General features: G+C 38.2%; 27 protein-coding genes. 19 read left to right on the forward strand and 8 right to left on the reverse strand.

Annotated features, from left to right (window positions below):
• The first annotated feature begins 2 nt into the window (after positions 1-2).
• From IMZ28_RS05580 to IMZ28_RS05595, 4 genes are read left to right on the forward strand one after another with little or no spacing between them, the layout of a single operon-like run.
• Positions 3-1,343 (forward strand): SH3 domain-containing C40 family peptidase, encoded by a 1,341-nt coding sequence (locus tag IMZ28_RS05580; protein WP_197547609.1) that lies wholly within the window; start codon positions 3-5, stop codon positions 1,341-1,343.
• 17 nt (positions 1,344-1,360) lie between these two features.
• Positions 1,361-1,972: a 16S rRNA (guanine(966)-N(2))-methyltransferase RsmD gene (rsmD, locus tag IMZ28_RS05585; RefSeq protein ID WP_197547610.1), complete on the forward strand. Its 612-nt coding sequence runs from the start codon at positions 1,361-1,363 to the stop codon at positions 1,970-1,972.
• Entirely contained in the window at positions 1,969-2,718 is a 750-nt protein-coding gene (locus IMZ28_RS05590) for an NYN domain-containing protein (protein WP_197547611.1), read from the forward strand. Before rsmD ends, IMZ28_RS05590 begins: the two co-directional genes overlap by 4 nt.
• Positions 2,719-2,743: 25 nt before the next feature.
• Complete coding sequence (locus IMZ28_RS05595; protein ID WP_197547612.1) at positions 2,744-3,226, forward strand: hypothetical protein; 483 nt, start codon at positions 2,744-2,746, stop codon at positions 3,224-3,226.
• On the opposite strand, the gene IMZ28_RS05600 is transcribed toward IMZ28_RS05595, so the two are convergent.
• From IMZ28_RS05600 to IMZ28_RS05610, 3 genes are all read right to left on the reverse strand, one after another.
• Positions 3,213-5,285 carry an ATP-dependent helicase gene (locus IMZ28_RS05600; protein WP_197547613.1) on the reverse strand — a complete coding sequence of 691 codons (2,073 nt, stop codon included), beginning with the start codon at positions 5,283-5,285 and terminating at the stop codon, positions 3,213-3,215. The two genes, IMZ28_RS05595 and IMZ28_RS05600, sit on opposite strands and share 14 nt — an antisense overlap.
• Complete coding sequence (locus tag IMZ28_RS05605; RefSeq protein ID WP_197547614.1) at positions 5,286-5,624, reverse strand: hypothetical protein; 339 nt, start codon at positions 5,622-5,624, stop codon at positions 5,286-5,288.
• A 146-nt stretch (positions 5,625-5,770) separates the two neighbouring features.
• Entirely contained in the window at positions 5,771-6,334 is a 564-nt protein-coding gene (locus IMZ28_RS05610) for a hypothetical protein (RefSeq protein WP_197547615.1), read from the reverse strand.
• A 234-nt stretch (positions 6,335-6,568) separates the two neighbouring features.
• Between IMZ28_RS05610 and murA the strand changes: the two genes are divergently transcribed.
• Together murA and IMZ28_RS05620 are read left to right on the forward strand one after the other, a co-directional pair.
• Positions 6,569-7,837 carry a UDP-N-acetylglucosamine 1-carboxyvinyltransferase gene (gene murA / locus IMZ28_RS05615; RefSeq protein WP_197547616.1) on the forward strand — a complete coding sequence of 423 codons (1,269 nt, stop codon included), beginning with the start codon at positions 6,569-6,571 and terminating at the stop codon, positions 7,835-7,837.
• Complete coding sequence (locus tag IMZ28_RS05620; protein WP_197547617.1) at positions 7,837-8,298, forward strand: CYTH domain-containing protein; 462 nt, start codon at positions 7,837-7,839, stop codon at positions 8,296-8,298. The genes murA and IMZ28_RS05620 overlap by 1 nt, the downstream gene beginning before the upstream one ends.
• A gap of 345 nt (positions 8,299-8,643) precedes the next feature.
• Here IMZ28_RS05620 and truD read toward each other — a convergent pair whose 3' ends face one another.
• Positions 8,644-9,711, reverse strand: coding sequence for a tRNA pseudouridine(13) synthase TruD (truD, locus tag IMZ28_RS05625; RefSeq protein WP_197547618.1), 1,068 nt, complete (start codon positions 9,709-9,711; stop codon positions 8,644-8,646).
• A gap of 254 nt (positions 9,712-9,965) precedes the next feature.
• Between truD and IMZ28_RS05630 the strand changes: the two genes are divergently transcribed.
• Both IMZ28_RS05630 and IMZ28_RS05635 read left to right on the forward strand, forming a co-directional pair.
• Positions 9,966-10,139 (forward strand): helix-turn-helix domain-containing protein, encoded by a 174-nt coding sequence (locus IMZ28_RS05630; protein ID WP_197547619.1) that lies wholly within the window; start codon positions 9,966-9,968, stop codon positions 10,137-10,139.
• Between the two features lie 51 nt (positions 10,140-10,190).
• Positions 10,191-11,252, forward strand: a complete 1,062-nt coding sequence (locus tag IMZ28_RS05635) for a hypothetical protein (protein WP_197547620.1) — start codon at positions 10,191-10,193, stop codon at positions 11,250-11,252.
• 293 nt (positions 11,253-11,545) lie between these two features.
• Here IMZ28_RS05635 and IMZ28_RS05640 read toward each other — a convergent pair whose 3' ends face one another.
• On the reverse strand, positions 11,546-12,547 hold the full coding sequence (locus IMZ28_RS05640) for an IS110 family RNA-guided transposase (RefSeq protein WP_197547621.1): 1,002 nt from the start codon (positions 12,545-12,547) through the stop codon (positions 11,546-11,548).
• Positions 12,548-12,928: 381 nt separating this feature from the next.
• Here IMZ28_RS05640 and IMZ28_RS05645 point away from each other — a divergent pair, with 381 nt between their 5' ends.
• Positions 12,929-13,696: a transposase gene (locus IMZ28_RS05645; RefSeq protein WP_197547622.1), complete on the forward strand. Its 768-nt coding sequence runs from the start codon at positions 12,929-12,931 to the stop codon at positions 13,694-13,696.
• Between the two features lie 10 nt (positions 13,697-13,706).
• Here the strand turns inward: IMZ28_RS05645 and IMZ28_RS05650 are convergent, their stop codons facing one another.
• Positions 13,707-14,585 (reverse strand): integron integrase, encoded by an 879-nt coding sequence (locus IMZ28_RS05650; RefSeq protein ID WP_197547623.1) that lies wholly within the window; start codon positions 14,583-14,585, stop codon positions 13,707-13,709.
• Between the two features lie 434 nt (positions 14,586-15,019).
• Here IMZ28_RS05650 and IMZ28_RS05655 point away from each other — a divergent pair, with 434 nt between their 5' ends.
• The 9 genes from IMZ28_RS05655 (at position 15,020) to IMZ28_RS05695 (ending at position 23,740) form a co-directional block, all read left to right on the forward strand.
• Positions 15,020-15,451: a GNAT family N-acetyltransferase gene (locus tag IMZ28_RS05655; RefSeq protein ID WP_197547624.1), complete on the forward strand. Its 432-nt coding sequence runs from the start codon at positions 15,020-15,022 to the stop codon at positions 15,449-15,451.
• Between the two features lie 449 nt (positions 15,452-15,900).
• Positions 15,901-16,668 (forward strand): transposase, encoded by a 768-nt coding sequence (locus IMZ28_RS05660; protein ID WP_197547622.1) that lies wholly within the window; start codon positions 15,901-15,903, stop codon positions 16,666-16,668.
• Between the two features lie 58 nt (positions 16,669-16,726).
• A complete protein-coding gene (locus IMZ28_RS05665; protein WP_197547625.1) occupies positions 16,727-17,554 on the forward strand; it encodes a glycosyltransferase family A protein in 828 nt (275 codons plus the stop codon).
• Positions 17,555-17,562: 8 nt separating this feature from the next.
• On the forward strand, positions 17,563-21,471 hold the full coding sequence (locus tag IMZ28_RS05670; protein WP_269472890.1) for a glycosyltransferase: 3,909 nt from the start codon (positions 17,563-17,565) through the stop codon (positions 21,469-21,471).
• A 189-nt stretch (positions 21,472-21,660) separates the two neighbouring features.
• Positions 21,661-22,101: a hypothetical protein gene (locus IMZ28_RS05675; protein WP_197547627.1), complete on the forward strand. Its 441-nt coding sequence runs from the start codon at positions 21,661-21,663 to the stop codon at positions 22,099-22,101.
• Positions 22,102-22,232: 131 nt separating this feature from the next.
• Positions 22,233-22,814, forward strand: a complete 582-nt coding sequence (locus IMZ28_RS05680; RefSeq protein ID WP_197547628.1) for a hypothetical protein — start codon at positions 22,233-22,235, stop codon at positions 22,812-22,814.
• 32 nt (positions 22,815-22,846) lie between these two features.
• Complete coding sequence (locus IMZ28_RS05685) at positions 22,847-23,122, forward strand: type II toxin-antitoxin system Phd/YefM family antitoxin (RefSeq protein WP_197547629.1); 276 nt, start codon at positions 22,847-22,849, stop codon at positions 23,120-23,122.
• On the forward strand, positions 23,115-23,471 hold the full coding sequence (locus tag IMZ28_RS05690) for a type II toxin-antitoxin system RelE/ParE family toxin (protein ID WP_197547630.1): 357 nt from the start codon (positions 23,115-23,117) through the stop codon (positions 23,469-23,471). Before IMZ28_RS05685 ends, IMZ28_RS05690 begins: the two co-directional genes overlap by 8 nt.
• A 23-nt stretch (positions 23,472-23,494) precedes the next feature.
• Positions 23,495-23,740 (forward strand): DUF6868 family protein, encoded by a 246-nt coding sequence (locus tag IMZ28_RS05695; RefSeq protein ID WP_197547631.1) that lies wholly within the window; start codon positions 23,495-23,497, stop codon positions 23,738-23,740.
• A 228-nt stretch (positions 23,741-23,968) separates the two neighbouring features.
• Here IMZ28_RS05695 and IMZ28_RS05700 read toward each other — a convergent pair whose 3' ends face one another.
• Positions 23,969-24,625 carry a CDP-alcohol phosphatidyltransferase family protein gene (locus IMZ28_RS05700; protein ID WP_197547632.1) on the reverse strand — a complete coding sequence of 219 codons (657 nt, stop codon included), beginning with the start codon at positions 24,623-24,625 and terminating at the stop codon, positions 23,969-23,971.
• Positions 24,626-24,933: 308 nt separating this feature from the next.
• Here IMZ28_RS05700 and IMZ28_RS05705 point away from each other — a divergent pair, with 308 nt between their 5' ends.
• Positions 24,934-25,422 carry an adenylyltransferase/cytidyltransferase family protein gene (locus tag IMZ28_RS05705; protein WP_197547633.1) on the forward strand — a complete coding sequence of 163 codons (489 nt, stop codon included), beginning with the start codon at positions 24,934-24,936 and terminating at the stop codon, positions 25,420-25,422.
• Positions 25,423-25,664: 242 nt separating this feature from the next.
• On the opposite strand, the gene IMZ28_RS05710 is transcribed toward IMZ28_RS05705, so the two are convergent.
• Entirely contained in the window at positions 25,665-26,117 is a 453-nt protein-coding gene (locus tag IMZ28_RS05710; RefSeq protein WP_197547634.1) for a hypothetical protein, read from the reverse strand.
• Between the last annotated feature and the right edge of the window lie 184 nt (positions 26,118-26,301).

The following is a 26,301-nucleotide window of genomic DNA, read 5'->3' on the forward strand; positions in this document are numbered from 1 at the left end:
TTATGCAGTTACGAGCCGTTCCACCGATCATTATACTCTTTTTCATGAGCTTTTCCCTGCTTCATGCCGACTACACGCTCAAACCAAGCAAACGCAAACCAAGCCGTATAGACCATATGCCAAAAGGTGTGGTCGCAGATATGAAGAATATCCCTCAGGACCCGGCTTTTTATGCCAGGCAGATCAAACCCTGGTCCAAAGCGGCACAAAAAAAAGCGGATGCTGCTTTCAACCGCAAATATTTCAAGCCATGGAGGCTTAAAAAGCTGGATATTCCGGCCAAAGATTTTGGCTGGGAAGTACGCTTTGTCACAAAGAACAGGATCTACACGGCCAACGGGAAAAAGATCCCTCCATCAACTTACAAACGATGGATAGAGAACGCCAACTATGGGCAGAAAGACAGCAAGCGCTACCATGCCATTACAACAGAACGTGTCAATGTAAGGGCACTGCCCACACTGAGCGCCTTTTATCTTGACCCCAAACGTGTGGGAGAAGGGTTTCCGTTCAACTACAACCAGAACTCTGCACTCCATATGAATGTACCGCTTTATGTCTCCCATTTTTCAAAAGACGGAAAGTGGGCCTTTGTGCGTGCCTCCTATGCTTTTGGCTGGGTAAGAGTAAGTGACATCGCCTTTGTTGATGAAAAATTCATACACAGGTTCATGAACGGCAACTATGCCATAACTGTCAGGGACAACCTCCGCCTTTTCAATGAAAGGGGAAGAGAAGTGAGTTTTGTCAAGCTTGGCACACTTTTCCCCGTTGCAAAGGACGGCGTACGCTACCTGGCTGCCGGAAGGACAGCCAACGGTCAGGTGCGTCTTAAAAAAGTCAGGGTAACAACCCCGGGACTCATTGCCAAAAAACCGCTGCCTTTCAATGCTGAGAATGTGGCCAGGGTCGCCAGGGAGTTCTACGGTGAGCCTTACGGCTGGGGCGGAGGTTACGGCTGCCGTGACTGTTCAGCCACCACCCGTGACTTCCTGGGGGTATTCGGCATCTTTTTACGGCGCAACTCGAGCAAGCAGGCAAAAGACGGAACTTCCGTCTATATCAAAGGTATTTCCAAGAAAGCGAAGAAAAAGAAGATCATACGTGAAGCCGAACCGTTCCGTTCCCTGCTCTATGTACCGGGTCATATCGTACTCTATCTCGGCCAGTACAGGGGCGAACCTGTCATTATGCATACCTATTGGGGTATACGCAGAAAAGACGGCAGCAAACTGATCACGGGACGGACTATCATCACAACGACTGAACCGGGAAAAGAACGAAAAGATATCCGTGAAGAAAGCAAACTGATCAACACATTTAAAACGATTGTGAAGTTTTAAAAGGTAGAATACATATCATGAAAAACAAAGAGAAGATCAAACTATTTACTACAACTATTATTGCCGGAGAATACAAAGGCAAACGGATCGAAATACCTGATATTTCGACAACCAGAAGTTCCAAGTCCATTCTCAGAGAGTCTTTTTTCAACACGATCCAGTTCGAGATCATCGACCGGAATTTTGTAGAAGTCTTTGCCGGGAGCGGTTCAGTCGGGCTTGAAGCTCTCAGCCGCGGTGCTGCACAGTGCTACTTTATGGAGTATAACAAGGTAGCGTTCCGTTCGCTGGAGAAGAACATCAAACAGACAGATCCAAGCCGCTGCCACGCATTCTTCGGTGACAGTTTCGAAAAGTTCTCTACAGTCTATGAGATGGTCAAACGGCAGGGAGGCAGGACCTATTTCTATTTCGATCCGCCTTTTTCCACCCGTGACGGGATGGACGAGATCTATGACAAGACCATCGCTCTTATTGAACAGATAGAAGCGGATGTATGTGAAATGGTTGCTGTAGAACATATGACAAACCTTACAATGCCCGAAACGATAGGTGCACTTGAGAAGGTCAAGAAGAAAAAGTTCGGCCGCAGCACGCTGAGCTACTATAAACCCAAAGGTGAAGCATGACAAAGAAAGAAGATCATATTGCCCTTTTCATTGACTGTGACAATATCTCCCACAAAGCAATAGAAGGGATCATCAACGAACTCAGCAAGTATGGTGTCGTCAACATTCGGCAGGCATACGGGAACTGGACGAAAGAGAACTTAAAGAACTGGGAGGACAAACTGCTTGAGTTCGCCATTAAACCCATTCAGCAGTTTGACTACTCCAAAAACAAGAATGCCACAGATATTCTCATGACCATCGATGCCATCGACCTTCTGCACACCAAAGATATCGATGCTTTCGCTTTTGCCACCAGTGATTCCGACTTTACACCTGTAGTGATGCGTGTGCAGGCAGAAGGTATCAAGGTATTCGGTTTTGGAGAGAAGAAGACGCCAAAGCCTTTTATGGCTGCCTGTTCACAGTTCATCTTCACCGAAAAGCTTATGAGTACTGCTACGACCAAAGCCCAGGATGACACAAGCGTCACCACGATGCCGGGCCGCCAAAACGGCAAGGAGATGCGTCAGGATACCTGGCTGGTCAATGTTCTGCGCAATGCTGTTGACCATACCATGGATGAATACGGATGGGCAAACCTCTCCGATGTCGGAAAGTACATTAACAACTCCACCTCCTTCTCCCCTATCAATTACGGATACAAGAAACTGAGCAATCTCATTAAAGAGATCGATCTTTTCGATATCGCCTATGATGATGTCCGAAAGCAGATGAGTATACGGGACAAACGCTGGAAACAGTGATCAATCATACATGTTGGAGAAAATCATGAAATCATTATCTTTATCTATCGCTGCGGGCATACTGTTGCATCTCACTGCCAATGCCCAGAGCATGGAAAAGTTCCAGCCAAAACTGCAGGCAGCCAATACACTGAGTATTGACAAATTACGCGAACAGAACCTCAATGTTGTCAGAAAAGCGGTGGAAGGGATACGTGAGAATCTCCCTCAGCAGGTAGATGCATATACCGAACTGGTTGATGTTGAGAGTAACGGTACTACACTGATCTACATCTTTGAAGTCAAAGCCGGTGTAAAAACCGATGCAACGCTGAAAGAGGAAGGCGCCCAAATAGCACCGCGTATCAGAGAAGGAATATGCCTCTCCTCCAAACGCTTTCTGGAAGCAGACATCTCTCTAAGATACCGATATATCAGCAGTACGACCAAAGCCGAAGTCCTGAGGGTTGATGTAGACAGAACACAATGCCAAACAGGATCCCCAAGAAGGCAGATCAAGAGGCTTTAGCCGTTTTCTTCTCCCTTTTTGTTTTTGGCTCAGGTTCTGTGAACTCTCCCTTGATCAGTCCTGCTTCATGGAGGAACTGTGAAGGTTTGTACTCTACCTTTTTGACTTTGTCGTAAGTTGCCAGGGAGAGATAGAGCTTATCTTTTGCCCGGGTAACAGCTACATAGAAAAGCCGCCTCTCCTCTTCAATGGAACTCATCATCTTTCTGTTTGGAAAACGTCCGTCTACAAGATCTACAACATACACTTCCGGGAACTCCAGTCCTTTACTCGCGTGCACGGTAAGAAGATTCACCCCCTCTCCCTCACTCAGCTCACCTCCCCCAAGCACCATGGCATTGACAAAGCGCCTTAACTCTTTATACTGACGGGAAAGATTAAGGAGCAGTCTTGCTTTCTGTATGATCCGCTCTCTTGCAGTTTTTTTCTTCTCCTCGTCGATCTCTCCATTCTTCAGCCGTCCTCTCTGGGAAGAGAGCATTTCAATGATCCCTTCGTAGAGTTTGGATGCAATTACTGTCTGCAGTACCTTTGCAGGATTCTCTTCATTCCTGACTGCTCTCATCAGACGGTAGAAGTTGTTGAAGAACTTTACCCCGTCCTGAATCAGTTTCGGATGTTTCAGTAAAGGATGGCTATAGACTTCAGGTGGAAGATCAAGGTGTTTGAAACGTGCGGCAGAACCTATCTCATGGTCATCATCAAAGAGTCCAAGCTGTACATTTTTGTTCGGTTTGAGTTTTGGCAGCTCTTTTTCGATAGGATGCAGTACTCCCTGCATAAAGCTGCCCCTTCCAAAATGGTTGAAACACTGGAACAGCTCTTTGGAGAGTGCCGATCCGACGCCTGACGCATACTCGAAAATATGGATGAATGCCATCATATCTTTGGGATTGACCAGCAAAGAGAGCATATCGAGCAGGAACTTGATCTCTTTGGCATCGAAAAAACTCGTTCCGCCTTTACGTTTGCAGGTAATCCCCATCTCTCTCAAACTTGCTTCGATCCCGTCTGCAGAGGAGTTGTTACGGAAGATCACTGCAATGTCGTTGTTGGGAACATGGGTATGCTTGATGCTGTGGGCGATCGCCTGGTACTGTTCGAACAGGTCATTGTAGATCAGCAGACGCGGAGGATGGGTCTTGCCGTGACGCCCTACTTCAAGTTTTTTAGGGTAGATACGCTCATTTCTCTCAATCACACGGTTTGCCAATGAGAGGATCGGTGCTGTTGAGCGGTAGTTCGTCTTCAGTGTAAAAACCTCTGCATTGGGGTAACGTTTGGAAAAAGTGGCAATATTCTCAATATTCGCACCATTAAAAGCATAAATACTCTGATCATAATCCCCTACGCAGAAAAGCGACTTGGGTTTAAGCGAATCAATAAGCGCGCTCTGAAGGGTATTGGTATCCTGGTACTCATCAACAAGTACTTCATCAAAGGGTATGCTATTCTCCTCAAGATGGGCTTTGATACGCAGGAGAAGATCATTGAACGAAGCAAAACCGTAAGCGATCTTTTCTGCCTCGAACTCCTCAATAATGTGCATATAGGCATCCATGACCACTTCATGTTCAGGATACTTCTCCAAAAACCAGGTATCAAAACCATCAAGTGAAGCATTTTGGTAAAGTGAATACATCTCATAGAGATAGGTAGCCGAAAAAGGTGCCAGCGGCAGGTTCATGCGTTCAAAATTACGCTTCTCGTAAATACTTCTAAAGAGTGTTTTCAGCTCACTGGGCTGTTTAAGCGACAGGTTGGGATGCATCTCCTTGAGCCAGCGGTAAGAGACGGCGTGAAAAGTACCTGATTCTATTTTTGAGACCACTTTTTTCGGGAAAAAGCGCTCAAGTCTTGCGATCATCTCACCGGCAGCCTTGTTGGTAAAGGTGAGCAGAAGTATCTTTGAGGGCTCTATGCCGCTTTGCAGAAGGTGGGCAATTCGTCCGACGATCGTCGATGTTTTTCCCGTTCCGGCACTGGCAATGATAAGATTGTGTCCAAGAGATGCCGTAGCAGCACTCAGCTGCTCGTCATTGAGGGCTGAGAGCGGCACTTACTTAAGACCGATAATGTAGTAAGTATTTTTGTTGTCTACTTTTTTGAGGGCAAGTTTGTATTTGTCTGCCCAGCGGCTGACCAGCTCAGTGAATGCTGCAAGGTTGTCTGCATTAATGTCTGCATCACATTTGATCTTCAGATAGTCTTCTGAATTCGACATGGCCAGATATCCTTTTTCGACAGCAAGTGCATCAGAAAAAGAGGGAATATGGGGAAGGAACTTTTCAAGTCCTTCAGTATTTTCGATAATTCGCTTGATCTGGTTGAGTGTCTGCTCTGTTACAGAGTAGCCAAGTTGGGTCAGAAGTGCTTCAGGTGTTAATTCTAAATGCATGGAAATCCTCAAAATATGTGGTATAAAACAGAAACTTGATTGTATCGAATTTTTGATTAACATCGACAGGTGCAATGATCTGAATTTATACGAAATGATACGACAGATAGTAACCCTCTATACTTACCTGCGGAAAGGTGAAAGGATCAAAAGAGTGTATCGGACGGAGTGTCGATCTTTTCTATGAGTTCTTTATAGTGTTCAACATTCTGGAAAGCTTTTTCATAACGCCAGCGCAGGACGAATTCAATGATCTCGTTCTTGAGTTTCTGCTCCAGTGTTTCCGCTTTTCCGAAATACCCAAGAGAGATGTTCTTGGCTTTTTTCTTACCGTTCTTATCCGGCTCATAGGTAATGGCGATCACCTGAATATATTTTCCTTCACGAATCTGACCAAAATCCTCTTCCTTCAGACCGATCCCGGAAAGGTTCATTGCTTTATAGATGAAAATTTTGTCAAAGTCCGGAGATTTTTCATAGATCCTCAGTTTTTCATAAAGCTCTTTGACCCGGTCTATGTTTGCCTGGCGAACATCTTCAGACTGTGCTTTTTTTATTGTCGTTTTATGCTTTTTCGGAACAGTTTCTGTTTCAGGTACAACAGGCTCTTTTTTCTCTGCCTGAGACTCTTCTTTCCGTATCTCTTTCTGTTCAAGTTTCTCTTCCAAACGACTGGTAAGTTCTTTAAGCTTATCTAAACTACTTGACATACTTGTCCCTTTATATGGGCATTTGCGCGCCCCATAAATATATATTAGAAAATATAGTACACTACATTTAATAATAGACTCTTTAAAGTTATAGTCTATAATATCAATTTTTCTATTTTTTAATGTAAAAATGGTTTAAATGGCATATATTTTATAATATACAGCGTCTCTCTTCTCCTCTTAACCTATCTTTGGATAAAATCCTGTCTACTATAATATATGAGGATGTTTCGGATGGATTATCTAGAGATAAATGGCGGGAAAAAGTTAAGTGGCTGTGTCACGATAAGCGGTGCAAAAAATGCAGCTTTACCCGTGATCGCGGCAACGATACTGAGCGACAAGCCAGTTACACTGACAAATCTCCCGAATGTTGTAGATATCCGTACACTGCTCAAACTTCTTACCATGCTTGGCGGAGAGGTCAAGCATGAGGGAACGGTCGCACATATCGACAACGGCCCTATCAGCTCCCACAAAGCGGTCTATGAGATCGTTTCGCAGATGCGTGCTTCCATTCTGGTACTCGGTCCCCTTCTTGCCCGTTTTGGCGAATGTGAAGTGAGTCTTCCCGGCGGATGTGCTATAGGACAGCGTCCTATCGATCTGCACCTTAAAGCGTTGGAAGCAATGGGTGCTCAGATCGAGATCAAAAGCGGGTATGTGCACGCCATGGCACCTGAAGGTCTCAAAGGTGCAAAGATCATCTTTGACAAGATCACTGTAGGCGGAACGGAAAACACGTTGATGGCCGCTGCACTTGCGACAGGTACCACCACCATTATCAATGCTGCAAAAGAACCGGAGATCATTCAACTGTGCGAGATGCTTGCCTCTGCCGGTGTCGGCATAGAAGGTATCGGTACAGGAGAACTCACTGTTGAAGGAACAGGGGGGAAACCTCTGGTATTCCCTCCTGTAGAGATCATCCCAGACCGTATAGAAGCAGGGACCTATCTGTGTGCCGGTGCGATCACACGCTCATGCATTAAACTGGAAAAAGTGAATGCGGAACATATTCGTGCGTCTATTGACAAACTTGAATCTATGGGCTTTACTTTTGATATTGGCGAAGAGACCATCACCATCTACCCTGCCGAAACGATCAGACCGGTCAACCTGATCACAGTCGAGTATCCGGGCTTCCCTACCGATATGCAGGCACAGTTCATGGCTTTGGCTGTAGTAGCCGAGGGAGAGAGTCTGATTGAAGAGAGACTGTTCGAGAACCGCTTTATGCATGTCAGTGAGCTTAACCGTCTCGGTGCGGATATCTGGCTGAAAGGCAATGTCGCTGCGGTCAAAGGTGTTGAAAAGCTCTACGGTGCAGATGTAATGGCGACAGATCTGCGTGCAAGTTCTGCACTGGTCCTTGCCGGACTGGTTGCAGAAGGAACGACCAATGTTCGCCGTATTTACCACCTTGACCGCGGATATGACAACCTTGAAGGCAAACTGGCTGCTCTTGGCGCCGATATTGTCCGTAAAAAAGAACAGAAGTAATGTCAAAAGAGATCGAACGCAAGTTTCTGGTCTACAAAGAGAAACTGCCGCCTCTTCCTGCACCAAAAGTGATCAAACAGGGTTACATTTCAGGCGGGGAGACGACTGTTCGTGTACGTATCAGCAACGAGAAGGCATTTTTGACCCTCAAAGGGAAAACCAAAGGGCTGACACGTTCGGAGTTTGAGTATGCCATCCCTCTTTCAGATGCCGAAGCGATGCTGCAGGAGCTCTGCATAAAGCCTTTCATCGAGAAGAAGCGCTATCTCATCGAGCATGCCGGACATACATGGGAACTTGATATCTTCGAAGGGGAAAATGAAGGGTTGATCGTGGCAGAGATCGAGCTTGAGTGTGAAGATGAGCCGTTTGAGAAACCCGAATGGGTGGCAGAAGAGGTTTCTGATGATCCCCGATACCGGAATGCAAATTTAATAAAACATCCATATGGGCACCTCTAATAACCCCATACGCCCATAATGGGTTTTGCAGATGTGAGATTTTGCAAGAGGCTTTCAAGTCCTAGCCAAAGCTAAGACGATGGAAGCATCTTGTGAAAGATCGCGTCTGCAAAGCCCACCCCTTTGGGCAATGCCGGCTTTGCCCTATGCGGCGTTACACTTTTTCGACTTAGCTACGGCTAGGTCTGTAAAGTGTGCCTTGCCTAGAACAAAGCCGGCAATGTTATGAGCATATGGGGTTATTAGAGGTGCCCATATAAAAATTGGTAACACATAAAAGCTCTCTTCTCTACTTTTTTTAAAAAAAACAGGTAAAAAAGCGTCACATTCACAAAATGAAAAAACTTAGAGTGCTTCTCCTCTCAACACATCCAGCACATTAGTCGCATACGAGCCTTTGGGAAGTACAAAGCTCAGTTCATAGTGCGCTTTCTCTTCAATATACCTCTTTTTGACCTCTGTGACCTGTATCCATGCATAGCGTCTGGCACCAAAAAGCTTCATCTCCTCATCGAACATTTGTTCGAAATAGCCGGCCAGACCGCCTGCCCGTTTGGTCTTGCTGCCGGGAATGAGCCCTGTGGGGGCAATGTCCTTGGTGGCAAAACGTTCCGCTTCTGTTTCAAGGTCTTCTACCTCAAAGAGCCTGCCGTACGGGTAGTGCATCATCAGATCACCTTCAAGCAGTTTGTAAAAGCCCGGCTGTTTCCCGACACCTTTCAGTGAGCCTTCCGGCAGTCCCATCACCTGTTCCGTCTCTGCTTCGGTGAACTTCTCAAGCAGGAGGTTGAGCTCCATACGTTTGATGAGCCATTTGTTAAAAAGATAACTCTGGTAAGAGCCCATAAGAAACTCCCTGGTCTTCCTGTCACGCATCTTCAGCGTTCCATCAAGAAGCTTCTTCCCGTCTTCCCAGTTATTCCCGTTGGTACCGAAGCGCTGGTTGCCAAAGTAGTTGGGAACGCCGTTTTGTTTGATCCACTTCAAGACGGAGTCAAGCTTGTCTTTCTGTACTCCAAGCACCTTTTTAAGACGGATCTCAAAACGGTTGCCCTTAAGGTGCCCTACGCGTATCTTGTTGTTGTGACGTGTGGTATCGAGTATCTTTATCTTCTCATGGGAGAAGGAGGAGAGTTTCTCTTCAAACTTGGCAGGGAGAGAGATGTACTGTATGGTCATCGCATGCTTGTCTTTGAGCCCGGCATACCCTATATCTCGGCGGCGGATGCCCACATGTCCGGAGACGGCATCAAGCATCTCCCATGTGGTCATCTCTTTCTTTCGCACTTTAAGAACCAGATGCTCCCCCTCCCCCGTAAACTCATACAGGGGTATCTCCTCAACGGTAAAATCACGCGGTGAGGAGTTGAAGACAAATTCGTTCTTGACGTTAAGGGGGTAGATGAGTTTCATGGGCACCTTTGAATGTTTTGATGAGGGTATTTTAGCCAAAATGGGGTTAGATGTCTAACAGAATCTTATCGCTTTCAATACAAAATAATTTCTTTTAGACTGCATCATCTTATCCGGGTTTCAACAGGAGGTTTTATGTGGATATACCTTTGGTATGTCTTTAAATTTTGTTTGCATCTGTAGGGGCGATCCCTTGTGGTTGCCCCATAATGTGGAAGATGACGTAGTTTATTTGTTCTATATCAGGATATGGAATGAGAAAAGAAGAGGATTTGAGAGAACTTTTTCAAAATATCACCGACACAAAACAGCGAAACAAAGTAATTCTCCAAGCCATAGAACAAGGCTATTCTCAGCATATGATTGCTAAAGTATTGGGTATATCACAACAGGCTGTGTATGGTGTAGTGAAGAGGAGTAGGCGATGAGTTGTCATTGTCACCTGACCCTGCCCTTGCCCCTGAAAATGGAGATAACTAATGCAAAATAAAACTGTTAAAGAACTATTAAAAAAAATATTTAAAAATAAGCAATTAAGTCAAAATGAACAAAAAATTATCATAAATCAGGCATTAAAAATTGCAGAAGATAGTGAAGATTATTGTGAAATTGCAACATATGTTTGCCATAATGATGTATTGTCTGATAAAGAATGGGGAAGAGAACTTTTTAAAAAAGCTCTTGAAAAGTCTGATATAGAATATGGAACACAAGGTTTGTATAATATTGCTAGACAAGTTGCGGATAAAAGTCAATTAAATGATAAGGTTTGGGCAAAAGAATTATATTTACAAGCTATTAATCAAACTGATGATATTGATGATCTATTGGCGATTGCTGACAATGTAGCAGATGAAGATGATATTAATGATAAAAATATATCTAAAATGGCAATAGAAAAAGCATTATCTATATCTTCTAATACTTCTAATATTATTGAAGTAATAAAACTTATTGCACATACTCATGTGTTAAATGATAAAAAATGGGCAATTAAGCTACTTGATAATATTAAAAATAACTTAGACTATGGAAGTGATTATATAGAGATTGCAACCATATATTCTCATAAAGATTTACTAAACGATAAATCAAATGGGAGAATTTGGTTTGAAAAAAGTATAAAGATAGAAGATAGTTATGATGATGGCGATTATCTGCTAATTGCACAAAGAGTTTTTGATGAAAATTTTCTTGATGATAAGGAGTGGGCTGCAAAAATATGTATTGATAATTATAAAAATACATATGATATACAATCGCTCATAAAGATGTCAAAAATTACATATCAAACCAACCAAAAAGAGGCTAAAAAAATCTTAATTTATACAATCAATATGATAGAAAAAGATGATGACTATTCAAGTGATGATTTATTTAATATTGCAGCACATATATCAGATAAAACATTATCAAATATACCTTTTTTTAATGATAAATCTTGGGGAAGAGAAGTTTTTAATAAAGCAAAAAACAAAGCTTTGACTAATGAAGATAAAATTTTAATAGAAGAAAGTATGGAGCAATATTTGAAAAACTAAAGTATAACAAAACCTTGGAGAGAAATAAATGCCCTCGACAATTTTTAAAGACAAATAAAACTTATCTAGCAAAAAAATTTACAAGACTTGAAAAACTGATTGAAAGGCATTTATTTCTCAAGTCAACCGTTAGGTAAACAAATATATGAAGAAATTGAAAAACAAATATGAACCAATGATTATTGTTCTTTACTTTGCAATAATGGGGTATAGGATCAAGGGGGTCAGTTACCACCTTAAAAATCCCTAAAAAAACATAACAATTCTACCAGTTTTTACCAAAAGAATGTATTCTATGCTTTTAGCTGTACTCCTGTGCTTATTTTGTAGCGGTTTTTATTATACACTTCGCCACTTTTATATAAAGAGTGTGCCACGACAATAAGTTTTCTTATCACTGCAATTTGTGCTTGTGTTGTGTGTTTACCATTGGCTTTAAGTCGCTCATAAAATGCTTTCATTTTTTCATTGTGCTTGGTTGAAGCCATCGCAGCCATAAAGAGTGTCCCACGATAGAGCCTGTTGCCTGCTTTTGAGATACGCGTTTGTCCTTTGATTGAAGTACCTGATTCTCTCATCACTGGGTCAAGTCCTGCAAGGGAGACAATTTGTCTTTGGTTGGCATGAGGATATTTGATAAACAGATGAAGCATCACAATACCTCCTATTTTACCTATACCGTCTATGGAGGTAATGGCATTATATTTTTCTTTGAGGTTTTTGCTTTTTTCTATGATGGCATAGACTTGTTCTATTATTTTGTCTTCACTTTTCTTTAGTGCTTTTATCTCTGCTTTGATAGTACGACAGAGTGTCTTACTTCCTTCTTTGGTACTAAGCGATTCCAAATGATTTGAAAGCTGTGTGCGCTGTTTGACCTTAAGTCTGTAATAAACCATAAACTCTTTTATCTCTTCAACCAAGGGATCTATGGTCGGTACTTTTATCTCATTTTCTTTTGCAACTACAATGGCTTCTGAAAGCACCCTTGCATCTATCTTGTCACTTTTGTTTCTCTGTGCAATAGCTTTGGCAAAGTTTCTGGCTTGTTTTGGGTTTGGCATATAAGCCATAATGCCTTTTTGGGCACAGAAACGGTACAGTAAAGCAGAGTAGCTTCCAGTGGATTCGAAGACAAACACCACCTTCTCTATCTCTTTTTTATAAAGTTTTTTAAGTTTGGAGTAGAGTGATTTGAATGCTTTGTCTGTATTTGCTATTTCTAAATCCAACTTTCCCAGCGGTACATACACATTGACGCTTGACTTGGAGATATCTAATCCGATAGAATACATTTGAGAGCCTTTAAAGTAATTTAGAGAGCTCGTTAGCACAGAGGACAACCTCTGTGTGAAAACTGTAGCATCAGCCACACATAACTTGACCTCGTAAAATACAATCTAGCATTTGCCAATTTTCTAAAGAAATGTTTAACTTTATAAAACTGCATTTACTGATTTTGTTACCACTCAAGCTTATAGTGCAACTATCTAACTGACCCTCAAGCTAGTTATGATTTATACGCATAACCGCTTCGGTGACATCCGATGTATTACACCCAACAAACTCTCATTTGTATGGTAGCTAAAATGCTACATTTTTATTATACGAGGTGACAATGACAATCCAATAAAACCTCTGCTATACTTTTCTTCTAATACACAAGGAGGGATAGTATGCCACGTAAACCTCGTATTGAGTTAGCAGGGAAATACCATATCATTAACAGAGGTGTAGAACAAAGAAAGGTCTTTGAGGAACCTGCTGACTATGAACAGTTCGAAGAGTTGATGTGTTTTTATGCTAAAAGCTTCGGTATTACTATTCATAACTATTGTCTTATGTCCAACCACTATCATCTACTTATAGAGATCTCCAGAGAGAATCTCTCAAAGTTCATGCGACAATTGAATATGAACTACTCTATCTACTTCAATAAAAAGAACAGAAGAACCGGACACTTATGGCAAGGAAGATACAAATCATGGTATGTGACTGATGAAGCTTACCTTTATACTCTCATGTGCTACATAGAACAAAATCCCCTTAAAGCCAATATTGTTAAAACGTTAGAAGCATATCCTTACAGTAGCTATCATTACTTTTTAGAAAAAGAGATACCGGAATGTCTGAAAGATTCATGGGTAGTAGAGCAGTATCAGGATGACAAAGAAGCCATAGAAGCTTTTTTAACCAATCCAGTAGATACCTCACAACTCCAAGAGCTTAAGAGAGCATCATCATTGATAGAGGCTCCCAATGTAGATAAAAGACCAAAAGAAGAGGATTTGAGAGAACTTTTTCAAAATATCACCGATATAAAACAGCGAAACAAAGTAATTCTCCAAGCCATAGAACAAGGCTATTCTCAGCATATGATTGCTAAAGTATTGGGTATATCACAACAGGCTGTGTATGGTGTAGTGAAGAGGAGTAGGCGATGAGTTGTTATTGTCACCTGACCTCTCCCCCCAGGTCGATACCGTTTTGCAAGAGATGCGTTGCATACGAATGTCTGAATATATGTGAAGTCACCCGCTTGTGCACGCTTGCTTTTATTGCTGCCTGCTTAATATTCCGCCCCAATGTTTTTTCATGGATATGATGTCTGCGTATCACTCCACTGCGAGGATCTTTAGCTACATTTCGCATAGGAAAGAGAAATTGCCATTTTGTTTCAAACTTTGCATTGGGATATTTACGCTCCAAAGAATACGGCAGATACACAGAACCGAAACCGTCTGATACATCTTTAGCATGAAGCTGTTCTACATACTCCACTTGTGCCTTAAGCCTTTGCTTTAACACTTGCGGTAGCGGTACTGTTCTGTCTTTAAGGCTTTTACTATCCCAAATATAGACTTTGTCAAACCCGAAATCTACATCTTTTATGCGAAGGTTAAGGGCCTCTTGCATACGAAGTCCACAGCCATACATCACTTGAACAATAAGCTGATAAATTCCTGTAAGTTCTGCTATGACCTTTTGCACTTCATCTTTCGTCAATACCTGTGGAATATGTTTTCTCTCTTGAGCTCTGAGAGCTTGTATATTCCAAGTGCTCATGTCTACACCCAGAACTTCTTTATAAAGAAACAAGATAGCGGCAAAGGCTTGGTTTTGCGTAGTAGGCGAAACTTTTTTCTGCACAGCAAGAAAAGTAAGAAACTGTTCTATCTCCTCTTTGCCCATTTCAATGGGATGCTTCTTATTATGAAAAAAGATGTAGTGTTTGATCCAATGAATATAGGTTCTCTCAGTTGAAAGACTATAATGCTTCAAACGGATCTTATCTCTTACCATATCAAGTAGTTTTCTCTTTGGTTTCTGCATTGTTCTCTCCAAAAATTAAAAAGACATAATGTCCGTTAATGCCCTATATCTCCATTTAACAGACAAAATGTCCTGTTAATGGCTTATTTCGGTCAAAAAGGACATAAACCATTTTTATAATTGTAAGATATTTTCAGAAAACAGGGCAAAAATATGACAATATGACATATTTTTGATTTTTAACGGACATTTTTGGTGCGCTGTTAATCATGTGTTTTAAGGGTAAAATGCCTATAATGTTCCTTGAATAAATAGTTGCCTCGGACGCTTCGCTTACCGAGGCAACGGGGGCGCGGGTTGAACACCCGCTGGTCGCCCGGCGCATCAGCGCCAGGCAACAAGCGGGAGGAACGATCTACCAAATCTGAAAACATGTTTTCATATTCGGTAGCCGTTCACCCGCGCCCCCGTTATGTTTACAAAGGATAAACAAATTGAATTTAAAATGGATATACAATAGTGATAATATTAACTGGAATGAATTATCAAATTTATATAAAATAGCACCACTTGGAGATAAGAAACCAAATGATTTAAAAACTGTATTTTCTAACAGTATGTTTAAATGTTTTGTCTATTCCGATAACATACTCATTGGAGTTGGTAGAGCTTTAGCAGATGGAATTGATTGTTCATATATTTGTGATGTAGCAATACATCCCAAATATAAAGGTCAAGGTATTGGGAAAAAAATAGTTAATAAACTTATTGAGTTATCAAAAGGTCATAATAAAATTATCTTATATTCATATCCGGGAAAAGAACAGTTTTATTCTAAATTAGGATTTGATATGATGAATACTGCAATGGCTATATTTAAAAATAAAGAACAAGCAAGAGAGTGGCAACTTACAAGAAAAACATAACAAATCATTGGAGAGAAATATTTGACCCTAGCGGCTCAAATATTTCTCAACTCAGCCGTTGCCTCGGACGCTTCGCTTACCGAGGCAACGGGGGCGCGGGTTGAACACCCGCTGGTCGCCCGGCGCATCAGCGCCAGGCAACAAGCGGGAGGAACGATCTACCAAATCTGAAAACATGTTTTCATATTCGGTAGCCGTTCACCCGCGCCCCCGTTATATCAAGCTTGCATGATAATCAGGCTATTTATAAAATCAAAATGAAGGGAAAAAATGAAAAAAATCAATTCTTTAGTGATGAGTTTAAGCTCAACGATAATTTTAGCATTATCTGGTTGTGGAGGTGGCAGTAGTTCGACACCAACAGATACTGGATCAAGGGGGTCAGGTGACAATGACAATCCAATAAAACCTCTGCTATACTTTTCTTCTAATACACAAGGAGGGATAGTATGCCACGTAAACCTCGTATTGAGTTAGCAGGGAAATACCATATCATTAACAGAGGTGTAGAACAAAGAAAGGTCTTTGAGGAACCTGCTGACTATGAACAGTTCGAAGAGTTGATGTGTTTTTATGCTAAAAGCTTCGGTATTACTATTCATAACTATTGTCTTATGTCCAACCACTATCATCTACTTATAGAGATCTCCAGAGAGAATCTCTCAAAGTTCATGCGACAATTGAATATGAACTACTCTATCTACTTCAATAAAAAGAACAGAAGAACCGGACACTTATGGCAAGGAAGATACAAATCATGGTATGTGACTGATGAAGCTTACCTTTATACTCTCATGTGCTACATAGAACAAAATCCCCTTAAAGCCAATATTGTTAAAACGTTAGAAGCATATCCTTACAGTAGCTATCATTACTTTTTAGAAAAAGAGATACCGGAATGTCTGAAAGATTCATGGGTAGTAGAGCAGTATCAGGATGACAAAGAAGCCATAGAAGCTTTTTTAACCAATCCAGTAGATACCTCACAACTCCAAGAGCTTAAGAGAGCATCATCATTGATAGAGGCTCCCAATGTAGATAAAAGACCAAAAGAAGAGGATTTGAGAGAACTTTTTCAAAATATCACCGATATAAAACAGCGAAACAAAGTAATTCTCCAAGCCATAGAACAAGGCTATTCTCAGCATATGATTGCTAAAGTATTGGGTATATCACAACAGGCTGTGTATGGTGTAGTGAAGAGGAGTAGGCGATGAGTTGTTATTGTCACCTGACCTCTCCCCGTTTCTCCCCGTTATCTGTAAGAAGGACAAAATGAATTTCTCTGTAATCATAGCCACCTCACAAAAAAGAACAGATTGGTTGATTAATCGAAGTTTGCTTTCTGTTTACAATCAAGATGGAATTAACAAATCGGAATGGAGTGTAATAGTAGTTGACGATAATAAAGACAAGTCTGAGTTTGTTAAAGTCCAAAAACAAGTTGACTTTCTAAGAAACAAATTAAATCTTAATCCTACTGATTTTCCAACAACTGTAATAAAGAACAGACGAACCCAATTTATGTCTGGAACTGGTGCATGGAATACAGGCATTTTTGAAGCAAACTATATCTCCCCTAATGGTTTTATAAGTATTTTGGATGATGATGACGAGTATTTACCTAATCATTTGTCAGAATGTGTTTCAGCAATAAAGTCTGACTCTGTCGCAGTGTTTCAGCGATTGATTTGGTATAATAATGAAAAATCAACTATGAATGTAGATTTGACAAAAGAATGTTTGACCGCTGAAAATTTCTTTATCGGTAACCCAGGTGTTCAGGGAAGTAATATGTTTTTTAAATCACAAAACTTTGTTGATATTGGTGGTTTTGATGAGGCATTACCAAATACAACTGATAGAGACTTAATGATTCGCTTCCTTTTGAAGAATGAATTGACTAAAATTGAAGTTATCGAAAAAATCGGAGTAATTCACTATAATCATAAAAGACAAAAAGTGAACAATGACATCCCAAGAAAACAACAGGGCTTGGATTTATTCTATAAGAAATACAAACACTATTTTTCAGAAGAAGCCTATTTAAAATCATTATCGAGAGCAAAGAAATGTTTCAATTATACTCCACCGAACAGATAGTAATTTGTATGCCCTTAAAAAATTCAGAAAAGACTGTGAAAAAAGCGGTCATTTCTGTGTTAAAACAAACTAATACAAAACGTGAAATTATTTTATTAATAGGAAACGATAACTCAACTGACAATTCAGAAACGATACTAAAAGAAATTGCTTCTAAAAATCCTAATATTGTTTTACTTAATGTGAATTTTGGCAAAACATATTTAGTCAGAAATTATTTGAACAAATATGCACGAATAAACTATCCTAATTGCATACTAATTGGCAGACTTGATGCTGATGATGTGATTTACAATGATAAAACAATTAGTCAGATTGAAAAATTGTATGATGAAACAAATTTTGATGTTTTAATATGCGGTAATAAGCAGGTTAAAAACGGTGTTGTTTTAGAGTGGGAAAATAAACCAAGTAAAAAACTATTACAAGAGGAATATCTTTTACGACAACTATTAGAAATAACAGAAGGGAATCCCAAAGCAGAACTTCCTTCCTGTAATACTTTCATAAAACCATTTATAAAGACAGAGTATCCAAAAAAATTAAGTGCAGAAGACCATTGGTTTACAGTATTGCTTCTTCTTCAAAAAGAAAATCTAAATATTCAAATTGATCAAAGTTTGATTTATTCTATTTACTCGTTAGATGGACATACTACCACCAAAAATAAAAAAGCAAATCTCTTTAAAGAAAGCAGAAAGGAACTTTATGAGTTTTTTAAACATCATAAAAGAATAAAAAAAGCAAAAGATATCCTGTTAAAACAAGGTATTAAATCTGTTGAATATCTGGGAGTCGGGCATGAAGGAGTGGTTTTTACTGACACAAAAAGTGTATATAAGGTTCTTCTGCCAATAAACAACAATACATTTGATTTTGAAATTGCTTACAGAAGAAAATCCTTTTTTGTAAATCTATCTAAGGACTTAAAACATTTGTATTGCATTGAGCTAATAAAAACAAAAGAAACCATCATTATAAAATATCCTTTTGAAAAAGGAGAAAAATGCAGCTTTTATACAGAATACGAAGCTATTAGCATACTAACTGAGCTTTGGCAACAAAAAATAATTATTTTAGACTCTAAACCAGAGAACTGTATTCGAGTCGGAGGAGTCATAAAAATCATTGATTTAGATGGTAAAGAGTATAATGATAATTTGTTTTTAAATATGTGTGCAAGAATGTATTTGTATGCTAATTATTATAGTAAATATACATACGCAGAGTTTCAAAAACTAAAACGAAGTGCTATCAATAATTTTGAACTACCAGAGCTGAAAGGATTGCGTGTTTTTGTAAATCGAGTTTTTACTAACATCATTTTTGAAGAATCAAAGCACTTTACCCTTTTTGAAAACTCTGTAAAAAATAAAATTCAGGAACAAATCAACATCAATGACAATTTGGAGAACATATTCTTCTCTAAAATCAAAGACAATAAATATTTAACAGGAATCTATTTTGATGGTTATAAATTGAATAGTGATAATTATTTTGAGCCTATAAATTTACGAGTAGGCTATAAAGAAATTACACCTATTGATAAAAAAGTGACACTGCTTATAAAAACCTGCCCCCAAGATACTGCAACTATCGAAGAAAATATAAAACATATTGTAAAGCAGTTATCCTCTCCAAATTCATTTTATGAAGTAGTGGTTTCCATTGATACAAAAGAAGAGAATTATCTTCGAGAATTTAATAGTAAAGGAACACTGAAAGCGCTACTTGATAAAGTCGAGAAGCTCAAAGAAAATAATGTTATTGACAGATATATCATTTTCGACAAATCCAAAACTAAAGAATTAAATAAACGATGGTTTGACATAGATACAGCAGAATCTCATACAATTAGCAATGCCCCTTTAGCCCCTCAGCTATATGCTTTTGAACAATGTAAAGGAGATTATATTCTGCAAATGGACTCTGATGTATTGATTGGTCGAAAAGACTATCAACATTCATTTCTTGCCGATATGTTATCTGAGTTTGATAAAAATGAAAATGTTATTTCGGTAGGTTTTAATATTCCAAATAAAGAAACTAACGACTATTTTGGATTTGAAAATGGCGGATTTGTTCCAGAGGTTCGGATGGGATTATTGCATAAAGAAAGAATATATAATTTGCTTCCCTTGCCAAACTCTGTCGGAAAGAATGGAAAACTCAAATTAACGTGGCAACGATCATTATTGGAAAAACAAAAAGTAAGCAAAAAAGTTTCCATTCGAGGTGGAGACCATCGCAGTTTTTATATTCATCCACAAAATTATCGAAAACAAGAACCGTATGCATGGCTAACTATTTTAGATGCAGTAGAACAAAATATTTTACCTAATTCTCAATATGGAAAGTTTGATGTAGAAGGTTCATTGTATGATTGGTCAATTCCCAAAAGGAATGAAAAAATCATAGTGGTTTCGTGTTTTAGAAATGTTAGTATTGATCGATTTCTAAGAATGTGGTGTTCCTTAATGGCTCAAAATACAAGTGATTTTGGAATTATTCTTTTAGATGATAACTCTGATAACGGACTCCCTTATTTTATTGATAGTTTAATCAAACCTTATTTACATAAGGTTACTTTCATAAAAAAAAGAAACCGCTCTACACGCATGGAAAATGTGTACACTGCGATTCATTATTATGTGTCGAACCCTGACTCAATAATTGTAATGCTAGATGGTGATGACGCTTTGATAGGAAATAAGGTATTAACTACAATTGCTGAAAAATATGATGCCTACAATGCAGATGTTTCAGTAGGTCGCTTTCATCAAACTTACAGGATACAGCCACATTATCGTTATCCTGTGAACTTTGCAAACCCAAGAAAAGCAGGAGGTAATGTTTGGCAACATTTGAAAACATTCAAGAAATATCTTTTTGATTCAATACCACTTCCTTATTTCAAACACAAAAGCGAATCAGTAAAACTTTATAAAAACAAATGGCTACAAACTTGTGATGATTTTGCTTTTATGGTTCCAATTGTAGAAATGGCTCAACAACCAATTCAGTTAGATGATATTAATTATTATTACGAAAGGGATTATGAAAAAAGAAATGATGATAGGGACATAAAAGAACAATGTATTGCGGAGATATTAACTAACCCGCCTTTATCTAAAATGGATGTATTCAAAGAAAGGAAAACTTTTCTTCCCAATATAAATAAAGTTGAAATAGACATTACATATGAGTGCAATCTTAAGTGTTTAGGATGCAACCGTTCATGCACACAAGCACCTACAACCGAATCTGTTGAGTTTTCAGATATTAAGCAATTTGTAGAAGAATCTGTAATTACTAATAAAAAATGGGAACTAATAAATATTCTTGGTGGTGAACCAACTTTACATCCAGAATTCAAAAAGATTGTAGCATATATTCATGATGAATATATCATAAAGCAATCTCCTAAAACAATATTACAAGTTGTCTCTAACGGATATGATGAAAAATCACGAAATTTATGTGAAGATATTAGAGCAAAATACAAAAATGTTCGCATTGATTATGGTTCCTATAAAACAGATAGAGTGGTGGAGTATTTTTCACCATTTAATGATGCACCGATTGATGATGATAAATTCAAGGAGGCAGACTTTAAAAAAGGTTGTTGGGTTACTAGTTATTGTGGTATTGGCTTAAATAAAAATGGGTATTATGCCTGTGCAGTTGCAGGTGGAATTGATAGAATTTTCAATAAAAATACAGCTATCCCAAAATTGACTGAAATAACTAATGATAGATTAAAACAGCAATTAGAGGAATTTTGCAGATACTGTGGTAACTTTAAAGCATACGAAGATAATTTTGGCGATTTTATTCCAAGAGTAGAAAAAGAACCTTTTAGAAATGAGATTTCAGAATCGTGGAAAAGATTATATGAAGAATACAGAACACAATAAGACGACAATTATACTCTTGAGTGGAGGAATCGACTCTGCGACTTTACTTGCAAAACTATCAAGTGAAATTATTAACTTGTTGCAAGGAAAACAGATAACAAATCATTGCACTTGACATTTTTCCGCTACGCTCCAAAATGCAGGTGAACTCAACCGTTAGGCGAACATTAAACTATGGAGGTATATCAAGTGGAAAATAATTTATCATTATCAGATTCAGAAATAAAAAGATTAGTCCAAGAAAAAGTTGAGAGTTATAAAAATTTTAGTAATTTAGAACAATACGCAATATTTATGGGAAAAGCTCAGATATTGGAGTTTGGATTAAAGGGTTTACTCTCTATAAAGTATGAATTTTCATTTGAGTCGATAGAAAAATGGACATTAGGACGAGTCAAAAATGAGCTTGAGAAAAAGGGGCTACGTCAGGACTTTATAACGCTCCTTAGTAGTGTAGTAACTCATCGAAATCACATTGCACATGAGTTTTTAGTTAATAATTCAATAGTGAAAAGTTTAGGTGATTTCAGCGATAAAAAACTATATGGTGACTTATTTTGTGCGATATACGAGCTTGAACAAATAATCATAATTTACGATTGGAATGAAGAAAACAATGGCTGGGGATAATTTCAACTACATTAAACACCTATGATACAGGGTTCAGGCGATGCTAATGCTATATAGACTCCCCTTCATGCTGCTTATACCCTCAGTCGTTGTCTCGAACGCTTCGCTTGCCACGACAATGGGGGATTAAATTGAAAAAAGTAGCTATGACTTTGATTTTATTGTTTTTATTGTTTTTACTCATATTTATAATAGGTTTTTTTAATTCAATTTTTGTGAATCCTGGTTTGTTTATTTATCATTGGGATAAAGTATTGATTATTTTTATAACCATACTTACCATAAAAAAAGTCTCTGATAAAGATAGTATAATTTCAAAAGGGTTTCATTACAAAAATCAAAAAAGAAATATAAAAACTTTTATGTCAATTTTAATAGGCATACCTATACTGCTATCAATTTTAATTCATATATCTATACCATCTATTATGCATAAACTAGTTGCCAAAGAATCAACTAAGAGCGTAATAGTTAGTAAAAAAACGAATAGAGAAAAGCGTTGCTTAACTTATATATACACAACAGATAAAACAGTAAAGGGATTCTGTATAAATAAAGATATTTACGACAATATACATATAGGAGATAGATTACTTTTAAAAGGCACTTCATCTATATTTGGTTTTTCACTTGATCGAGTGATTAAAGATAACAAAACAGAGCGGAAGGAGCAAGCAACCCCGTTAGCATCACATTTGCAAATTCAGTCTTAATTCGGTACAATAAAAAGACTGAAGGAGAATTTATGCACATTGTAAATGATATAAAACCTGTTACCTATCTCAAAAGCAAAACAGCTGATGTTCTAAAATATATCAATGAAACCCATAGACCTATGATAATCACACAAAACGGTGAGGCTAAAGCTGTAATACAAGACCCAAAAAGCTATGAAGATATGAAAAATGCTCTTGCTATCATGAAGCTTCTTTCATTTGCAGAGGAAGATACCAGGAATGGAAATTTGCATTCGGAAGAGGATGTTTTTAATGCTGTTGAAGAGCTCTTAGAAAATGAGTAAAACCTACAAAATTCAGTGGACTTCAAATGCAAAAGAAGACCTTTTGAATATTGTTGATTACATTAAAAAAGATAACAAAAATGCTGCAAGAAAAGTGTATGGACAAATAAGAGAAAAAGCACAATCTAGCAATTTGTTTCCATTACAAGGTAGAATAGTACCTGAACTTCAAAAAGAAGGTATCACTATTTACAGAGAACTCATTGTTCAACCTTGGAGAATTATGTATAAAATTGAAAATGATACTGTTTATATTATGGCTATTTTTGACTCAAGACAAAATGTAGAAGAGCTGTTATTGCAAAAACTGTTGAAAGGGCATATACTAACAAATCAGAGCAATAGTTAACTCTAAAATAAAAAAGGAAAAATATGAGCACAATCGAAGCAATAAGAGAATTTCTTGGCTGGTGCTCTGTGATCAATATTGGGTTACTGATACTGTCGTCAGTTTTAATCATTGCCATTCGCCGCCCAGTTTCACGTATCCACGCCAAAATGTTTGATTTGAACGAGAACGATGTACAACTTGCATACTTTCAGTATTTGGGACAATACAAGGTTGCCATAATAATGTTTAATATCGTCCCATACCTTGCATTGAAGATCATGAGTTAATTCAAAGGAACTAACAAATCCCCTGCCCCGTTTCTCCCGGATTTAAATCTGGGTGAGACTGCGGATGTCTTGAAATTTTGTTTGCATCTGTAGGGGCGATCCCTTGTGGTTGCTCCATAATGTGGAGGATAATTATGGTGTGCGCCAATGCCAGGGATCAAATATGAGATGGCGACTGCCCCTCTATTCTCCTATATTTTATTTTGTTTCCTTTTTTTGAATTACTTTTTATAGAAGTTTTGAACCATAAATAGCTGTGATTCCTAAAGTATAAGCCCCAAGTAAATAGACATTTCTGGGGTTTCCTGAAAGTTTTGGTGTTTTAATTTCAGATATATTTAAAACAGCCAGACCAACTCCAGTAATATATAAAACTACAGAAAAAGCCCCATGAGTAAAAAAGCCTTCAAATAAAAATACAAAAACCAAAATTAAACTATTATTGTCAAGAGCAAGTCCTGTATATTTTGTACCGCCTGCTAATCCATAAGTGCTAAAATAACTGAGACGAACAGCTGCGGCTGCCAACATTACAAATGCTCCTATTAAATATATAGGCTCAAACTTTCCATAACTTAAAAGCAAAATAGCAGGAGTTACCCCATAACTTACTATATCTATCACAACATCAAGTTGTCCGCCAAATTTAGCATCAGTAGCTGTTCTGCCTTTTAGTTTTCTAGCAACCAATCCATCAGCCCAATCAAAAGCAACAGCCCAAACCATACCAATCATAGCGGCTCCGTAAAGACCCTTAATACTAAAATAGATAGCTAATACAGTACAGGCCAATCCTGAAAGTGATAAAAGATTTGGAAGATCATTGAGATAAGATAAAATCGTTGGTTGCAGTGTTTCTCTGGTCGTAGAGTTTTTTTTTGGCATAAATTGAGGTCCTTTAATTTAAGTACGTATAGTAAACTTTTTTAATAATGCCAAATATTTGGAATAAAAATGGTATTATATCGTAAATTATATTATAAATTGAACTTATATACTATATTGCACTCATAGTAAATGCTCTCTCGTTTTCTCCAAGGGATGACCTTAATAATATTTTGATGACATCGTTACACTTTAATTGTCATAGTTTAAAGCCATGACTCAAAAAATGCCTCGTAATTAAATATTATTAAAGCCACTATCTATGTGATATTGTACAAAGTCAGTTATTTACCAAAGGAGATTAGATTATGGTTGTATATACTGTTGGTACATTTGATTTGTTACATGTAGGTCATTTGGCTTTGTTGGAATATTGTAAAACATTGGGTGATACTTTTATTGTGGGGGTCGCTTCTGATAAAGTGGTAAACTCTTACAAACCCAATGTTCCAGTTATCTCTTTAGAGCAAAGAATGCAGATGCTTAAAGCTCTAAAGTGCGTAGATGATGTACGTGCATATCATGAACTTGAATATGTATCAGCCTGTAAAGAGTTAGATATTGATATTTTTGTTATTGGAGAGGATTGGGGAGACAACCCACATAATAAAGCCGTGGAAAAATATCTTAAATCAAAAGGAAAGAAAATAGTTCAGGTTAATTATAATCCACAAACTTCATCCACAAAAATAAAACAAAATGTTATAGCTCAATCTTATAAGAGTGAGTATATACCACATACTTTTGCGCACAAGAGAAGCTTGACTGATAAGGCGAACATCCAACAAAAAGCATAATAGCCAATAAATTACTTAGCGATAATTTACTGGGCTCAAACGTCAGTGGGATGTCTCTTCAAGTATTTTAACAATGAAGGGTAACCCTACGGTCTGTCTTGGAATCTGCAGGGGCGATCCCTTTATGGTTACCCGTGAATGTAGAGGATGTTATGGTTTCTTTGTTCTATATCGGGAGATATGGAACAAGCCAAGTGTTTTAAAAACCTTTAATGAAGCGTATCTTAAACTCAACAGTGGCACTACTGTGCCAAAGCAATAAGAAGGCTGTTAAAGTTTTCCTGTGCTTTTAGGATGTTTGCCTGTGTAAGCGCTATATTTTCATTTTGCAGCTTTTGGGTCTCGAGAATTCTATCTGCCATTATCCCTATTTGCAACTCTGTAGCTACAATTCTGTCTGCCATCTCACCAATACGGTCAGCCATCTTACCAATATCATCTGAGAGTCTCAGCATCGCATTGATATATTCAGTATTTGCGGTTGATGAATTATTCACCAACTGATTTGAAATACTTAAAAGGTTCTGAGATGATGTCAGCAAAAGTTTGCTCTGTTCATAGTTACTTACCATTGTACTGTAGTCAGTATCACTTACAATGCTGTAGTCGCAAGTGTCTGTCAAGGTAAGTGACCATGCTGAAGACAAAATCAGAGGACTGATAAAAAGAGCCAATAAAAACTTTTTTATTTTCATGTGTACAACTCCAAGTATAAAATTTTTATAATATTAACAAATAAATATTAAAACAAAACTTTATTTAATAGAGTTTTGGAGAGAATATCTTATATAATATGATAAAAATATAAATATAAGAGTATAAAGTATAAAATGAAGGGGTAACCCTACGGTCTGTGTTGGAATTTTGTCTGCATCTACA

Origin of the sequence: Sulfurovum indicum, from assembly GCF_014931715.1 — a bacterium.
In the GTDB taxonomy this organism is placed as follows: domain Bacteria; phylum Campylobacterota; class Campylobacteria; order Campylobacterales; family Sulfurovaceae; genus Sulfurovum; species Sulfurovum indicum.

Excerpts from the sequence above, each read along its gene's own strand:
- IMZ28_RS05580 (WP_197547609.1), top strand. The coding sequence starts at position 3 with ATGCAGTTACGAGCCGTTCCACCGATCATTATACTCTTTTTCATGAGC.
- rsmD (WP_197547610.1), top strand. The coding sequence starts at position 1,361 with ATGAAAAACAAAGAGAAGATCAAACTATTTACTACAACTATTATTGCC.
- IMZ28_RS05590 (WP_197547611.1), top strand. The coding sequence starts at position 1,969 with ATGACAAAGAAAGAAGATCATATTGCCCTTTTCATTGACTGTGACAAT.
- IMZ28_RS05595 (WP_197547612.1), top strand. The coding sequence starts at position 2,744 with ATGAAATCATTATCTTTATCTATCGCTGCGGGCATACTGTTGCATCTC.
- IMZ28_RS05605 (WP_197547614.1), bottom strand. The coding sequence starts at position 5,624 with ATGCATTTAGAATTAACACCTGAAGCACTTCTGACCCAACTTGGCTAC.
- IMZ28_RS05610 (WP_197547615.1), bottom strand. The coding sequence starts at position 6,334 with ATGTCAAGTAGTTTAGATAAGCTTAAAGAACTTACCAGTCGTTTGGAA.
- murA (WP_197547616.1), top strand. The coding sequence starts at position 6,569 with ATGGATTATCTAGAGATAAATGGCGGGAAAAAGTTAAGTGGCTGTGTC.
- IMZ28_RS05620 (WP_197547617.1), top strand. The coding sequence starts at position 7,837 with ATGTCAAAAGAGATCGAACGCAAGTTTCTGGTCTACAAAGAGAAACTG.
- truD (WP_197547618.1), bottom strand. The coding sequence starts at position 9,711 with ATGAAACTCATCTACCCCCTTAACGTCAAGAACGAATTTGTCTTCAAC.
- IMZ28_RS05630 (WP_197547619.1), top strand. The coding sequence starts at position 9,966 with ATGAGAAAAGAAGAGGATTTGAGAGAACTTTTTCAAAATATCACCGAC.
- IMZ28_RS05635 (WP_197547620.1), top strand. The coding sequence starts at position 10,191 with ATGCAAAATAAAACTGTTAAAGAACTATTAAAAAAAATATTTAAAAAT.
- IMZ28_RS05640 (WP_197547621.1), bottom strand. The coding sequence starts at position 12,547 with ATGTATTCTATCGGATTAGATATCTCCAAGTCAAGCGTCAATGTGTAT.
- IMZ28_RS05645 (WP_197547622.1), top strand. The coding sequence starts at position 12,929 with ATGCCACGTAAACCTCGTATTGAGTTAGCAGGGAAATACCATATCATT.
- IMZ28_RS05650 (WP_197547623.1), bottom strand. The coding sequence starts at position 14,585 with ATGCAGAAACCAAAGAGAAAACTACTTGATATGGTAAGAGATAAGATC.
- IMZ28_RS05660 (WP_197547622.1), top strand. The coding sequence starts at position 15,901 with ATGCCACGTAAACCTCGTATTGAGTTAGCAGGGAAATACCATATCATT.
- IMZ28_RS05665 (WP_197547625.1), top strand. The coding sequence starts at position 16,727 with ATGAATTTCTCTGTAATCATAGCCACCTCACAAAAAAGAACAGATTGG.
- IMZ28_RS05670 (WP_269472890.1), top strand. The coding sequence starts at position 17,563 with ATGCCCTTAAAAAATTCAGAAAAGACTGTGAAAAAAGCGGTCATTTCT.
- IMZ28_RS05685 (WP_197547629.1), top strand. The coding sequence starts at position 22,847 with ATGCACATTGTAAATGATATAAAACCTGTTACCTATCTCAAAAGCAAA.
- IMZ28_RS05690 (WP_197547630.1), top strand. The coding sequence starts at position 23,115 with ATGAGTAAAACCTACAAAATTCAGTGGACTTCAAATGCAAAAGAAGAC.
- IMZ28_RS05695 (WP_197547631.1), top strand. The coding sequence starts at position 23,495 with ATGAGCACAATCGAAGCAATAAGAGAATTTCTTGGCTGGTGCTCTGTG.
- IMZ28_RS05700 (WP_197547632.1), bottom strand. The coding sequence starts at position 24,625 with ATGCCAAAAAAAAACTCTACGACCAGAGAAACACTGCAACCAACGATT.
- IMZ28_RS05705 (WP_197547633.1), top strand. The coding sequence starts at position 24,934 with ATGGTTGTATATACTGTTGGTACATTTGATTTGTTACATGTAGGTCAT.
- IMZ28_RS05710 (WP_197547634.1), bottom strand. The coding sequence starts at position 26,117 with ATGAAAATAAAAAAGTTTTTATTGGCTCTTTTTATCAGTCCTCTGATT.